This is a genomic window from Ulvibacterium sp., from assembly GCF_965228935.1.
In the GTDB taxonomy this organism is placed as follows: Bacteria; Bacteroidota; Bacteroidia; order Flavobacteriales; family Flavobacteriaceae; genus Ulvibacterium.
In genome coordinates, this window is the sequence record NZ_OZ245846.1 from 4,160,065 (window position 1) to 4,171,897 (window position 11,833).

General features: G+C 43.3%; 14 protein-coding genes. 8 read left to right on the forward strand and 6 right to left on the reverse strand.

Features of this window, described 5'->3' with window-relative positions; genetic code table 11:
* Positions 1-85 precede the first annotated feature (85 nt).
* The 5 genes from ACO06Y_RS17710 to ACO06Y_RS17730 all read left to right on the forward strand — a co-directional run bounded on the left by ACO06Y_RS17710 (position 86) and on the right by ACO06Y_RS17730 (position 3,697).
* Positions 86-544 carry a DUF6146 family protein gene (locus ACO06Y_RS17710; RefSeq protein WP_422080345.1) on the forward strand — a complete coding sequence of 153 codons (459 nt, stop codon included), beginning with the start codon at positions 86-88 and terminating at the stop codon, positions 542-544.
* Positions 545-573: 29 nt separating this feature from the next.
* Positions 574-876, forward strand: coding sequence for a DUF6787 family protein (locus tag ACO06Y_RS17715; RefSeq protein WP_422080346.1), 303 nt, complete (start codon positions 574-576; stop codon positions 874-876).
* Positions 877-929: 53 nt separating this feature from the next.
* Entirely contained in the window at positions 930-1,232 is a 303-nt protein-coding gene (locus ACO06Y_RS17720; protein WP_422080347.1) for a hypothetical protein, read from the forward strand.
* Positions 1,233-1,295: 63 nt separating this feature from the next.
* A complete protein-coding gene (locus ACO06Y_RS17725) occupies positions 1,296-2,390 on the forward strand; it encodes a TonB-dependent receptor plug domain-containing protein (RefSeq protein WP_422080348.1) in 1,095 nt (364 codons plus the stop codon).
* Between the two features lie 65 nt (positions 2,391-2,455).
* Positions 2,456-3,697 carry a TonB-dependent receptor domain-containing protein gene (locus ACO06Y_RS17730; RefSeq protein WP_422080349.1) on the forward strand — a complete coding sequence of 414 codons (1,242 nt, stop codon included), beginning with the start codon at positions 2,456-2,458 and terminating at the stop codon, positions 3,695-3,697.
* Positions 3,698-3,746: 49 nt separating this feature from the next.
* On the opposite strand, the gene ACO06Y_RS17735 is transcribed toward ACO06Y_RS17730, so the two are convergent.
* From ACO06Y_RS17735 to folE, 5 genes are all read right to left on the reverse strand, one after another.
* Positions 3,747-4,634 (reverse strand): sterol desaturase family protein, encoded by an 888-nt coding sequence (locus ACO06Y_RS17735; protein ID WP_422084192.1) that lies wholly within the window; start codon positions 4,632-4,634, stop codon positions 3,747-3,749.
* Positions 4,635-4,669: 35 nt separating this feature from the next.
* Positions 4,670-5,125 carry a monoheme cytochrome C gene (locus ACO06Y_RS17740; RefSeq protein WP_422080350.1) on the reverse strand — a complete coding sequence of 152 codons (456 nt, stop codon included), beginning with the start codon at positions 5,123-5,125 and terminating at the stop codon, positions 4,670-4,672.
* Positions 5,125-6,345 (reverse strand): sulfite oxidase, encoded by a 1,221-nt coding sequence (locus tag ACO06Y_RS17745; protein WP_422080351.1) that lies wholly within the window; start codon positions 6,343-6,345, stop codon positions 5,125-5,127. The genes ACO06Y_RS17740 and ACO06Y_RS17745 overlap by 1 nt, the downstream gene beginning before the upstream one ends.
* A gap of 144 nt (positions 6,346-6,489) precedes the next feature.
* Positions 6,490-6,792: a hypothetical protein gene (locus tag ACO06Y_RS17750; RefSeq protein WP_422080352.1), complete on the reverse strand. Its 303-nt coding sequence runs from the start codon at positions 6,790-6,792 to the stop codon at positions 6,490-6,492.
* 97 nt (positions 6,793-6,889) lie between these two features.
* Positions 6,890-7,489, reverse strand: a complete 600-nt coding sequence (folE, locus tag ACO06Y_RS17755; protein WP_422080353.1) for a GTP cyclohydrolase I FolE — start codon at positions 7,487-7,489, stop codon at positions 6,890-6,892.
* A gap of 226 nt (positions 7,490-7,715) precedes the next feature.
* On the opposite strand from folE, the gene ACO06Y_RS17760 reads away from it, so the two are divergent.
* From ACO06Y_RS17760 to ACO06Y_RS17770, 3 genes are read left to right on the forward strand one after another with little or no spacing between them, the layout of a single operon-like run.
* On the forward strand, positions 7,716-8,402 hold the full coding sequence (locus ACO06Y_RS17760; protein WP_422080354.1) for an ABC transporter ATP-binding protein: 687 nt from the start codon (positions 7,716-7,718) through the stop codon (positions 8,400-8,402).
* Between the two features lie 46 nt (positions 8,403-8,448).
* Positions 8,449-9,006, forward strand: coding sequence for a CPBP family intramembrane glutamic endopeptidase (locus tag ACO06Y_RS17765; RefSeq protein WP_422080355.1), 558 nt, complete (start codon positions 8,449-8,451; stop codon positions 9,004-9,006).
* The gene (locus tag ACO06Y_RS17770) at positions 9,003-9,767 is read left to right on the forward strand and encodes a TIGR02757 family protein (protein WP_422080356.1); all 765 of its coding nucleotides are present in this window, start codon (positions 9,003-9,005) and stop codon (positions 9,765-9,767) included. Before ACO06Y_RS17765 ends, ACO06Y_RS17770 begins: the two co-directional genes overlap by 4 nt.
* Here ACO06Y_RS17770 and ACO06Y_RS17775 read toward each other — a convergent pair.
* Positions 9,764-11,815 carry a fasciclin domain-containing protein gene (locus ACO06Y_RS17775; protein ID WP_422080357.1) on the reverse strand — a complete coding sequence of 684 codons (2,052 nt, stop codon included), beginning with the start codon at positions 11,813-11,815 and terminating at the stop codon, positions 9,764-9,766. The genes ACO06Y_RS17770 and ACO06Y_RS17775 overlap by 4 nt on opposite strands.
* Between the last annotated feature and the right edge of the window lie 18 nt (positions 11,816-11,833).

Genomic DNA, 11,833 nt, shown 5'->3' on the forward strand with positions numbered 1-11,833 from the left:
AAGGTAAAAGTCGCTCGTAAATACGAGCGACTTTTTTGTGGCTTATTAAATGGAAATATCGATGTGCTATAAAAAAGACATGGCTATGAAGAAAAGGATTTTTCAATTTGGAATACTATTGTTTTTAATCGGCTTGGTTGTCAACAGTTGTCAAAACTCCAGGAAAGCTCTTGGGATTACGGTTGAAGAAAGGATGGCCTTTGACCAAAAAGTTGGGGATACCCTAGCAATAAAAAGCGATAGTACGGAATACGAAATAATTATCATTGAACCCGGATTCAATTTGTGGCTTACCAGTATCGCTAGACCAGAGGGTTTCTATTCCCAATCCTTTCTGGAAAACCGCAATCTGATCATGGTTACCAACTGGAACCAAAGGGTATTGCAGCCTCTACGCTTTAATCCGAACTTGTACGAACTCCAAATAGACTACAATCCGAATATTGATTACGGCTACGAGCTAAATTACAAATTGTATAATTATTTTATCTTTTTTCAACGCAAATACGGCCAACGTTTGGGGCCTTGGTTGCCTCGGATTTAAGGACTATATTTGCTCCTTATCCTAGATTTATGGAGAAATTAAAAAAGCGCTGGGGCATCCATTCCAATTTTCAGTTGCTGATAATTTTTATCGTATTTGCCATTACGGGCTCCGCGGCGGCCAAACTAGCCGAACCTCTTACAAGCTTCATAGGTCTTCAACAAGAAACAACCAATCCTTGGATCTATTGGACGGTACGTATTCTATTAATTTTTCCAGTCTATCAAGTCTTGCTCATAGTTTTTGGATGGTTGTTCGGGCAGTTCAAATTCTTCTGGAACTTTGAAAAGAAAATGCTGTCGCGCCTTGGACTTGGTTTTCTTTTTAAATAATTAGGGTTTGTTTAACTGTCCTGCAGTGCTTAATTTGGTTAATTTTGCGGACTATGGCGTGGAATCGTAATATCGGTTTATTCATCTTCTTTACGACTTTGTTGTCCGTCAAAGTATCCACCTTCCATGTATATTGCCACACGGACAATGATTGCGATCGCATCGAAAATTGCGAATATTGCGAGCTGGCGATCGAGAATCAAAATACGGAATATGTCATGCCTTTGCTCGGCGTTCTTGATGTTTCCAATTTGGTCTTTTTACGGTTGGAACTTAATTACGACCCTTATTTTTCCACCGTTTCCGACAGTGTTGTAACCAAAAATCATTGTAGGCCTCCTCCAGATATAGCTTAGACTCCCCAAAGCTTCCCATCTTTTTCCATGACCGAAGCCATTTCTAAACTATATGGATAACTCATGAAACTTTTGTTTGCGGTACTGCTCATGACAGTATCTTTATCTAATGGTATTGCACAGGATTGCTCCAATATCCTAACGGGCACCGTAATTGATTTTCATAACGGTATGCCCTTAACTGGGGCGGCCGTTCAAATTTCAGGTAATCCGGACATAGTATATACCGATGACGAGGGAAGGTTCCAATTGAATTCCCTTTGTATGGGATCTCTGGAACTGGAAGTATCCCACGAGGCGTGCATTACCCAATTTATAAAAGTGGAAATCGATAAGGCCCATACCGAATTGGACGTTAAACTGGAGCATCATCTTGAAGAGTTGGACGAGGTAAAGGTGGTAGGTGATGCCATCATCCACAAGACGAATTCCGCACAGGAGGTGGTATTGCGGCAACAGACCCTGGAACAGTTTAGCAGTGGCAGTTTGGGCGATGCACTTAGGGAACTAAGTGGGGTCTCCTCCTTGAACACCGGGGCCAATATCGTAAAACCGGCAATACACGGTTTAAACGGAAGTCGCGTGTTGATTTTGAACAATGAGGTTCGTATGCAGGACATGGAATGGGGCGATGAGCACGCCCCGAACGTGGATATTAATTCTACCGGTTCCATTTCGGTAATCAAGGGTGCGGCCGCCCTGCAATATGGGGGTGATGCCATTGGTGGGGTAATTCTTATGGAGCAGGCCCGGATTCCGGCAAAGGATACCCTTTTCGGGAAAACACTGTTGAACGGAATGTCCAACGGTAGGGGTGGTAATGTTACTTCGGAACTTACCAAGGTCTTTGATAAAGGCTGGTTCATAAAGGGACAGGGTTCTTACAAGCGTCTCGGTGATCAGGAAGCTCCGGACTATGTTTTATCCAACACGGGAATAAGGGAAGTAGGTGCCTCCCTTCGGTTCGGAAAACAACTGTTCACCTGGGGTTGGGACGCCAATTATTCCTATTATAATGCAGAAATCGCTATTCTGCGGGCATCCCACATTGGGAATGTCGATGATTTAATACGCGGTATCAATAGCGGTCGGCCAGAAGTAATAAGGCCCTTTACCTACGACCTTCAAAATCCAAGGCAAGAGGTCTTCCACATTTAGGGAAACTGAAGTTTTACAAACGTTTTGAGGGATTGGGGAAATTAAACCTTCAATACGATGTCCAAGTGAACCGAAGATTTGAATATGATATACGTCGCGGAGAGTCGGATGATCGGGCCTCTATTGATCTGGAATTGACCACCCACACTTTAGGAGCGGATTTTAAATGGGACGCAAAACAGAAGTCTCAGGTGCACTTTGGGATTTTAGGTAGGTATCAGGATAATTTTGCCAATCCGGATACCGGGGTGAGGCGTTTGATACCCGATTATGAGAAGTACGACTTGGGCAGTTTTCTGATCGGGGAATATCGGCTATCGGACAAGTTGTTGATCGATGGAGGTTTCCGCTATGATTTTACCCGGATAGACGCCCAAAAATTCTATCTGAACACCCGTTGGGCCGAACGGGGATATGATCAGGAATTCCAGGATTTTATTGTTGAAAATGCCGGAAACCAAATACTTACCAATCCGGTATTTGATTACCATAACTTCTCGGCTACAACAGGCCTGCGGTACTTTGATGAAAATCAAAATATCTTTCGGTTCAACTATGCCCTTTCCCAACGGGCACCCAATCCTTCGGAATTGTTCAGCGATGGCCTTCACCATTCGGCGGCCAGAATTGAGTTGGGCGATTTGAGAATTGATAGTGAAACATCACACAAGGTTTCGGCATCCATGAAGCGGGATTTTGACCGTTGGGGCTTTACCTTGGAACCCTATGCCAATTTCATAAAGGATTTTATTCTACTGGAGCCCACTGGAGTAGAATTCACGATCCGGGGCGCATTTCCGGTTTGGAGTTATCGACAGACCGATGCCCGGTTGCTCGGTATCGATGCCAATGCCTATGTGGATTGGGCGGACCGTTGGAGAACGGAACATCAATTTTCCCTCGTCAAGGGTAATGATATTGAAAACGACCTGGCCCTGATCAATATCCCCGCTGCCAATTTTAGGAACAAGCTGAAGTTCGCCCAGCCGGAATGGCGAAATTTTGAGGTTTCCCTGGAAAGTAATTACGTCTTTAGACAGAATGAGTTTCCACCGAATGTTACGGTTTTTTCACCGGAACAACAACAGGATGTGGTATTGGAAATCAATACGCCTCCGGAAGCTTACCACGTATTGGTCTTCGATTCAAAATTGGAGTTTCCATTAGGAAGTTCTACCAAGCTTACCACTCGGCTTACGGTAAACAATGTATTGAATACCAATTATAGGGATTACCTAAATCGTCAACGTTTTTTTGCGGATGATTTGGGCCGAAATTTCATTTTACAGTTGAAACTTAACTATTAATTCATGATGTTTCAGTTCCAAAAAATTCCTGTCCGTACCTTTCTTTGAATTATTTTTTCCCAAGGTTTTTACGTCTAAAAAATCCATAAAAGAACTGCCCAAAAAATCCCTTGGGTATACTTTCATCTCCCTTAAATCCCAAAGGTATCGATCCGCTTTCCTCGGGGATATAATTACTTTTAAACAGGTAATCCCAGATACTAAGGCTGATTCCAAAATTTACCCCATATGTACCTTTAGGCAAGGTGTAGGCATGGTGATACAAATGCATGACCGGATTGTTGAAGACATATTTTAAGGGACCCCAGGTCAATTTTAGGTTTGCATGGTTCAAGTGGCCAATGGTTATCGCGGCAAAATGTACGATATAGGCCTGTTCCGGCTCAAATCCCCCTAAAAGCATAATTCCGAAAGTTTTAAGCGGTTTGTAAAGAATGTTCTCCATCCAATGATACCGCATATGGGCCGCAAAACCCATTTCCTTTACACTATGATGTATTTTATGGAACTGCCATAGGAAGCTATACTTATGCAAAAGGATATGGGTAAACCATTGTACAAAATCCAGCACCACAAAAAAGATTACTAATTGGGCCCATGAGGGTAATGCATCTAAATGCAATACAGTTAAATCTTTAATTGAAATCCCCAAATCTAAAAATATTAATTCCAATACTTTATAAAATCCACTTATGGCAATCGTAAAAATGAAAAAGTTGAAAAAGATGTAAAAGGCATCCAACCAAAAATCCTTTCTGAAAATTGATTGCTGCTTGCGCCAGGGAAATAGAATTTCAAGTATCCATACCAAAATCGAAATCGCTACTATTCCCCAAAAGAAATTGGTATACCAGGGCACTTCAAATTTGATGGATTTCCATGTCCATTCCAAAGTTCCCAAAAAGGAGTTTACAAATGCATCTCCGTACTTTTCCATACTATTGTTCATGTAGCCCACAATTCACGGACTATTTATTCCTCCAATACATACCACTCCGGTACTTCCAAATTTTCCCTCCTCCCCTTTTCCTCGGGTGCATAGTTAGTGGCCAGATAGTCCAAAATAATAGGTTCATTTTCACCCAAGTCCCATAGGTTCTGCGTCTCTTGCATCCAACGAATCGTGGAAAGCCAGCCTTCCTTGGTCATTCGGTTTTGGGTAACCAGTTGTGCAGAATGGCAAGGGGTACAATGGGTTATGGTTTCCCGCAATCCCGGGGCTTGGATAAATCCTGTGATAGAATCAATACTTTTTACGATTTGTCCTTCTTCCGACTTTTTGGGAAGTATCATGTATTCCGAATTGTCCTGATCACTATAAAAGTAGAATGCAATAATTGAGGTAATAAGTGCCAGGACGCTTACCACGATCAATATACGATAGAGCCTCCGAGCGCGCTTCCTGTATGTTTTATGTGCGTTTCCCATTAAACCACTTTTACCGCAATCCTATGACAGGCATTGTTCAAATAGCCCTTGGGGTTCCATCCCGGAAGAAGCATGGGCTGGGAAACACCTTTGGAATCCGTAGCCCGGGCCCATATCTCATAATACCCTTTTTTTGGGAAATCGATGTTTGCGGAGAAATGCTGCCACGCCAACCGATTGACCGGCTTTTCCAAATCACATGCCTTCCAGGTAGATCCAAAATCAATGGAATACTCCGCTTTTTTTACCTCTAATTCCCCTGCCCAGGCATGACCGCGGATATTCAGTTTTTTTCCTTCCGAAATCATCGCCCCTGATTTTGGGTAGGTAATCAATGATTTTACCGGCATGGACTCGATGATACACATATCCTCGTCGGCAACTTTTGCGCCGGGTGCTACTGGATTGCAAGGTACCCTATATGAGCTACCTCCCATTTTGGGGCCATCGTGTACTTGGTTTCTAACGCTCAGCCGATCGACCCATTTACCGGAGGCGGAAGCGGGCCATCCACCTGCTACCAAACGCAGGGGATAGCCATGAACCAAAGGGATATCCTTTCCGTTCATGGCAAAGGCCAAAAGTGTCTCTTCCTGCATGGCCTTGCCTATAGGCACTCCCCGTGAAATGGGTTCTTTTTTGGGATTTCGGCTTAGATGAATATCCGCCGCATGGTATGCCAAATACACTGCATCGTCCTTTATACCCACATCCTCAAGGATGTCCCGTAGTCGCACCCCGGTCCATTCCGCACAGGAAACGGCACCTATGGTCCATTGATTTCCCTTGGCCGGGGGATTGAATTCACTTCGGCCGTTTCCCCCACATTCCAGGGTCAATTGATAGGTATGATGCCGGAATCTTGATTTCAGTTCTTGCAAAGAATAGCTTTTGTTCCGTTTCACCGATTCCCCATCCAAGGTCAAGACCCAATTTGTTATGTCAGTATCCTCTGGAATCAAACCGTTGTTGCGTATGAACATGTATTTGGACGGGGTAATCCTATCATCTAATAAATGGGCCTGTGCCTCCATATTCCAAGGTTTGTCATTTAAAACGACCATTTCCTTGTCCTTATCGAATAACTTAAAGGGATCCGGATCCTGAAGTAAAAGTGGTACGTAGCTTTCGGGTATGACCGAACCAAAAACAATATCGCAACCAACCATTCCCGTCATTGCGGCCAAAGTGGTCTTTTTAACAAACTTTCTCCTATTCATTAACCCATTTGATTTTCAGAAGGCATAAAGTTAGGATTTTTACGGTTCGAAAAGGTAACCTGGATTACATCTTGGTGTCAATACGTTTGGAAAACATGCCCACGGTGATTTCGGGTTTGATAAGCGGAACGGTAATCCTCTTATTTACTTGGTCTCAATTACGTTTCGCTTTCCCTTTCCCTTAAACACGTAGGTGTAAAACCACATTATCGTAAATGAGGGAATAACATCCATTCCGGGAATTATTTCTTCAATAAAATTAAAAACGGCGGCCGCCTGACCAATTTTTCCCTTGTACATCCGGGTCATGAGCCAGGCCGAGACCGGAGCCCAAATAATATCGGTGAAATCACCGATGAGAGGTATGGTAAAGGAAAGCATTCCTATACCATCAAACAATAAGCCTAAGAGAAGAGCTTTGTATTTTTTATCCTTGATTTTTGACATGACTTAAAAATAATCATTACTTCTTCCAAAGTAATACCGATGCCAAGGATAATGCAAATCTAAAATGTAAATTTCGTTTTTGAAGTCAGGTTATGTATCAGGAAAGACTGGAACTGATCAGTTTTAAAAACTCGTTCCGGGTCTCCTCGTTTTTAAAGGATCCCCGAAACCCTGAGGTAGTGGTAACCGAATTCTGCTTCTGGACGCCCCGCATCATCATGCACATATGTGCCGCCTCAATTACTACGGCCACCCCCTGGGGCTTTAAGGTATCATTGATGCAATCCAAGACCTGTTCGGTGAGGCGTTCCTGAACCTGTAATCTACGTGCAAAAACATCCACGATACGAGGTAGTTTGCTCAATCCAACGATGTGCCCGTTGGGAATATAGGCAATGTGCGCCTTTCCAAAAAAGGGAAGCATATGATGTTCACACAACGAATAGATTTCAATGTCCTTTACAATGACCATTTCGTTGTAAGATTCCTTGAACATGGCGCTTTTGAGGATTGCGGCCGCATCCTGTTTGTAGCCTTGGGTGAGAAACAACATAGCCTTGGCCGCCCGTTCCGGGGTTTTGACCAAACCTTCACGATCAACGTCCTCCCCTATTTCCGAAATGATCTTGGAAAAACGTTCCTTGACATCGTTCGTTATTTCCAAGTTGTATTCCTCCATATTTTGATAAGGTGCCATAACTATATGTATTTCTGTTTAATTTTTTTTTCAAAAATATAAACAAAACTATTTTTTAGACTTTTCGAATCGCAAATTAACGTATTATTAGCGTTCCAAGAACAAAAATATCAAGTTCCGTAAACTGATGTCCTTGTCTTTACCAACAGGTTTCTGCATTAAAATCCCATCGCTTTTGCAGTGTTATGGTTAATGTTTACTTTCGGGCAGTGTTTAGACAATATCCATGATCAAAGCCGTCCATATCCAAAAATCCTATGGAAAACTCCAAGTACTGAAGGGGGTAGACATTAGTATTCAAAAAGGGGAAATTGTTTCCATTGTAGGTGCCTCCGGTGCCGGTAAGACTACCTTATTGCAGATATTGGGGACTTTGGACGAACAATCCAACAAAAAGGACAGCGAGCTTCTGATCAATGGTGTAGATACCACAAGCCTTTCAGACAAGGAACTCGCCAAGTTCCGGAACGAACATATTGGTTTTATTTTTCAGTTTCATCAACTTCTTCCGGAGTTCACTGCACTCGAAAACGTCTGTATCCCGGCATTCATCAAAGACACGCCTAAAGTGATAGCGGAGAAAAAGGCCAAGGAACTTTTGGATTTCCTAGGACTTTCCGATAGATACCACCATAAGCCCAATGAGCTTTCGGGGGGCGAGCAGCAGCGGGTAGCCGTGGCCCGTGCGCTTGTAAATGATCCCTCCATAATTTTTGCGGATGAACCTAGTGGAAATTTGGATTCTGAAAGCGCAGACAACCTACACCGATTGTTTTTTGAACTTCGGGATAAATTTGGGCAGACCTTTGTAATCGTAACCCACAACAAGGAACTTGCGGGTATGGCCGATCGCAAGCTTACCATGGTGGATGGACGTATTACCGATTCCCAAAACGCCGTATTTCCGGAATAGCCGAATGCAAACCGTTTGCCGACAAGCTTGGTTCAATTGATTTTTTATGCTCCACGAACTTTTGGTCTTTTTAAAGAATCCTGTATACCGAACAGATGAAAATCGGGATTTCAATTATCGGTTTGGTATTTTTTTGAGATTACTCGGAGTTTCCCTTGTTCTGAGTTTTGTTTTGGGATGGGCAATAGGTGCGATTCAGGTCATTTTTGATCTGGATTTTGGAAAACATGCCGTTGATGATTTCATTGAACGCTATTCTTTTTTATGGGTATTGTTGGGCGCCGTGGTCGTTGCCCCTATTGTGGAAGAACTTATTTTCAGGGCACCTTTGAGCCTTTTTAGGAAAAACAAGCGGTTTCCTTTGTTCTTTTATGCCTTTACCCTGATTTTTGGGTTTTATCATATTACCAATTTTGAAATGCACTCCACCACCCTTTTGCTTTCTCCTGTTCTCGTTGCCCCACAGTTGGTGGCCGGTACCATTTTGGGATATATTCGGGTACGGTTTGGTCTCCTTTGGGCCATAATGCTCCATGCCTGCTATAACCTGATTTTAATGGGGCCGGTTATCTTGGTCAAAACATTTAATGTTCCAATATCATGAGGAAAGCCGAGTTAAAGGAGTTTTTGGATGCCAAGGTGGAATACTATAACCATCCTCGATTTTTACAAACGGATCCTCTCCAAATCCCCCATAGATTCTCCCGAAAAGAGGATATTGAAATCAGTGCTTTTTTAACGGCGACAATCGCCTGGGGAAATCGTAAAAGTATCATCAATAATGCCACTTCCCTGATGGAACTCTTGGACAATGCTCCTGCTGACTTTGTAAAGAATCACCGGGAAATCGATTTGGAAAAACTATCCGGTTTTGTCCATAGGACTTTTAACGGAATCGATCTTATCTACTTCATCAAAGGTCTGAAAAATATCTATGGGCAACACGGTGGGCTGGAAAGGGTTTTCGCCAAAAATGCGAAATCGAAATCGTTGCAATCATCCATCTCTACTTTCAAACACCTTTTTTTTGAACTTCCGCACCTTGGCCGGACTACAAAACACATCAGCGATCCGGAAAAAGGTTCGGCGGCAAAACGCATCAATATGTTCCTCAGATGGATGGTGAGAAACAATAGCACAGGAGTTGATTTTGGTTTATGGAAAACCCTAAATCCATCGCAGTTGTCCTGTCCCTTGGATGTGCATTCCGGTAATGTGGCCCGAAAACTGGGGCTATTGACCCGTAAACAAAACGATGCAAAAGCCGTATCCGAATTGGACAAAAACCTCCGCAGGTTAGACCCCCTAGACCCTGTGAAATATGATTTCGCGCTATTTGGACTAGGGGTCTTTGAAAAGTTTTAGGACGAAAGGGCTTCTAAAATTTCCTGGGGCAACAAAACCTTGTCTATAATGTGAATGACCCCATTCAATACTTCTGCATCCGGAGCGGTTACATTGGCAGGATTACCGGTCTTGTCCAAAATGGAAACACCCCCGTTTACATTGATCATCAATTCCTCCCCCTGTAAGGTAGTGGCGGTCTGAACTTCACTTAACTGTCCGGAGGTCAATTTGGTATTTTCAATAAAGTGATAGGACAAGATAGTCGCCAAGATTTCTATGTCCTCGGCCGTGTCAAAATCCGCAAGGGAATCATAACCGTCCAAGGAAGCGAAAAGATCTAAAAAGGCCTGATTGGTAGGCAAGAAAAATGTGAATTCCTCATGCAACACTTCCTGAAAAAGTTCATGATAACGCACCAACAAGCATTGTGCATAATCCAAATCGTCTTGATCTAAATCCAAAGAATCGACAAAGGCCATAACAGCCTTGGTGGCCTCCGTGGTAATGGTTTCGATAACGGACTGAGGCACCAGAACCCGATCTATGGTATGAATAACACCATTTTGCGCCGGAATATCGGTTGTCAAAAAATTAGCTGGAAAATCCGTAGCATCGACCAATCCGAATCCATTATCCGTGGAAACGATTTCGAGGGAATTTCCATCAGATAGGGTATCCGCGGTACTGATCCCAAGATTAGCCGAAGTGACAACTCCGGGAAGTACATGATACAATAGCACATCTCGCAACAGATTTATTTCAAATTCGGAATCAAAATCCTCTATACTGCCCAAACCCTCCCCTAAAAGGGCCAATAATCCAAAAAGTGCTTCATCGGAAGGAGCAAAAACCGTGAACGGTCCATCCTCTCCCAAAGTATCCAAAAGCCCTGTAAGCTCCAAGGCTTCCTTTAAAAAGGAAAAACCTTCGGTTTCCTCTACCAATTCGGCAATGGTCTTGGCACTCGAATCTCCCGAAAGACCCAATAGATCATATACTTCTTGGGGAATGAGAATCTTGTCTATAATATGTACGGTGCCATTGGATGCCTCCTTGTCCGCATCGAGTATGTTGGCATCGGTCTCCGAGGCATCCCCGATTACAAAAGTCTCACCGGAAGCGATTACCTCAATACTATTGTCGCTAAGTAGTGTGGGTACCATTCCCGGAGCTAGATCGGTAGAGGCCACATTCCCCATTACCACGTGATACAGCAGAATTTGCTCCAATATCTGAAGCTCAATGAAGTTATCAAAATCATCAAAACTGTTGTAATCGTCTCCCAATAAATCGAACAATTCCTGTATGGCCGTATTGGAAGGTGCGAACACCGTAAAAGGTCCCTCTGCATTAAGGGCATCCACTAAATTAGCTTTTACTACGGCATCCCGTAGCAACGATAGTTCATCGGTTTCACTGACCAACTCCACCAGGGAAGGTTTGGGATACAATTGATTTAGGACAGCTTGTGGCAAAAGCACTTTATCAATAATATGCACCACACCGTTGGAAGCCTCATTATCAGCCCCCACCACTTCCGCATCCTCGTCGGTCTTATCCTGAACAAGGACGGTGGCATCAACTTTGATCGTTAATTCCTCTGTCTGAAGGGTCTCCAAGACCGTGCCGTCCGAAAGAGCGTCTGAAAATGCGGAGGTTCCTCCTACTATGTGGTATTTTAAGATTTCGGCCAACAATTCTTTTTCGGCCGTTTCATCAAAATCCTCCAATTTTTCAAAGCCTTCCAATTGGCCCAATAACGCCTTAAAAGCATCATTGGTCGGTGCAAAAACCGTGTTTGTACCCTCTTCCGAAAGTGCTTCTATCAAACCTGCATCGGCTTGTCCCAAGGCCTCCACCAAATATTCCAAAACATCCACGGATTGAGCGAGCTCAACAAGGTTGGGCAACGTCTCTTCCTGATTTTCCCCATCATTCATTTCATCCCCATTACCGTCCGAGTCAACGGGGTCATCATCATTTTTGCTACATGCAAAGACCAGGAGGGATACAAATAGAGGAATTACGAAGCGCCAGAGATTGGAAATTGTATTGATTCTTTTCATTTTCAGTGTTCTTAAATT

What these genes read in the sequence shown, in the direction of transcription:
- ACO06Y_RS17710 (WP_422080345.1), top strand. Translation starts at nt 86, where the DNA reads ATGAAGAAAAGGATTTTTCAATTTGGAATACTATTGTTTTTAATCGGC.
- ACO06Y_RS17715 (WP_422080346.1), top strand. Translation starts at nt 574, where the DNA reads ATGGAGAAATTAAAAAAGCGCTGGGGCATCCATTCCAATTTTCAGTTG.
- ACO06Y_RS17720 (WP_422080347.1), top strand. Translation starts at nt 930, where the DNA reads ATGGCGTGGAATCGTAATATCGGTTTATTCATCTTCTTTACGACTTTG.
- ACO06Y_RS17725 (WP_422080348.1), top strand. Translation starts at nt 1,296, where the DNA reads ATGAAACTTTTGTTTGCGGTACTGCTCATGACAGTATCTTTATCTAAT.
- ACO06Y_RS17735 (WP_422084192.1), bottom strand. Translation starts at nt 4,634, where the DNA reads ATGGAAAAGTACGGAGATGCATTTGTAAACTCCTTTTTGGGAACTTTG.
- ACO06Y_RS17740 (WP_422080350.1), bottom strand. Translation starts at nt 5,125, where the DNA reads ATGGGAAACGCACATAAAACATACAGGAAGCGCGCTCGGAGGCTCTAT.
- ACO06Y_RS17745 (WP_422080351.1), bottom strand. Translation starts at nt 6,345, where the DNA reads ATGAATAGGAGAAAGTTTGTTAAAAAGACCACTTTGGCCGCAATGACG.
- ACO06Y_RS17750 (WP_422080352.1), bottom strand. Translation starts at nt 6,792, where the DNA reads ATGTCAAAAATCAAGGATAAAAAATACAAAGCTCTTCTCTTAGGCTTA.
- folE (WP_422080353.1), bottom strand. Translation starts at nt 7,489, where the DNA reads ATGGCACCTTATCAAAATATGGAGGAATACAACTTGGAAATAACGAAC.
- ACO06Y_RS17760 (WP_422080354.1), top strand. Translation starts at nt 7,716, where the DNA reads ATGATCAAAGCCGTCCATATCCAAAAATCCTATGGAAAACTCCAAGTA.
- ACO06Y_RS17765 (WP_422080355.1), top strand. Translation starts at nt 8,449, where the DNA reads ATGCTCCACGAACTTTTGGTCTTTTTAAAGAATCCTGTATACCGAACA.
- ACO06Y_RS17770 (WP_422080356.1), top strand. Translation starts at nt 9,003, where the DNA reads ATGAGGAAAGCCGAGTTAAAGGAGTTTTTGGATGCCAAGGTGGAATAC.
- ACO06Y_RS17775 (WP_422080357.1), bottom strand. Translation starts at nt 11,815, where the DNA reads ATGAAAAGAATCAATACAATTTCCAATCTCTGGCGCTTCGTAATTCCT.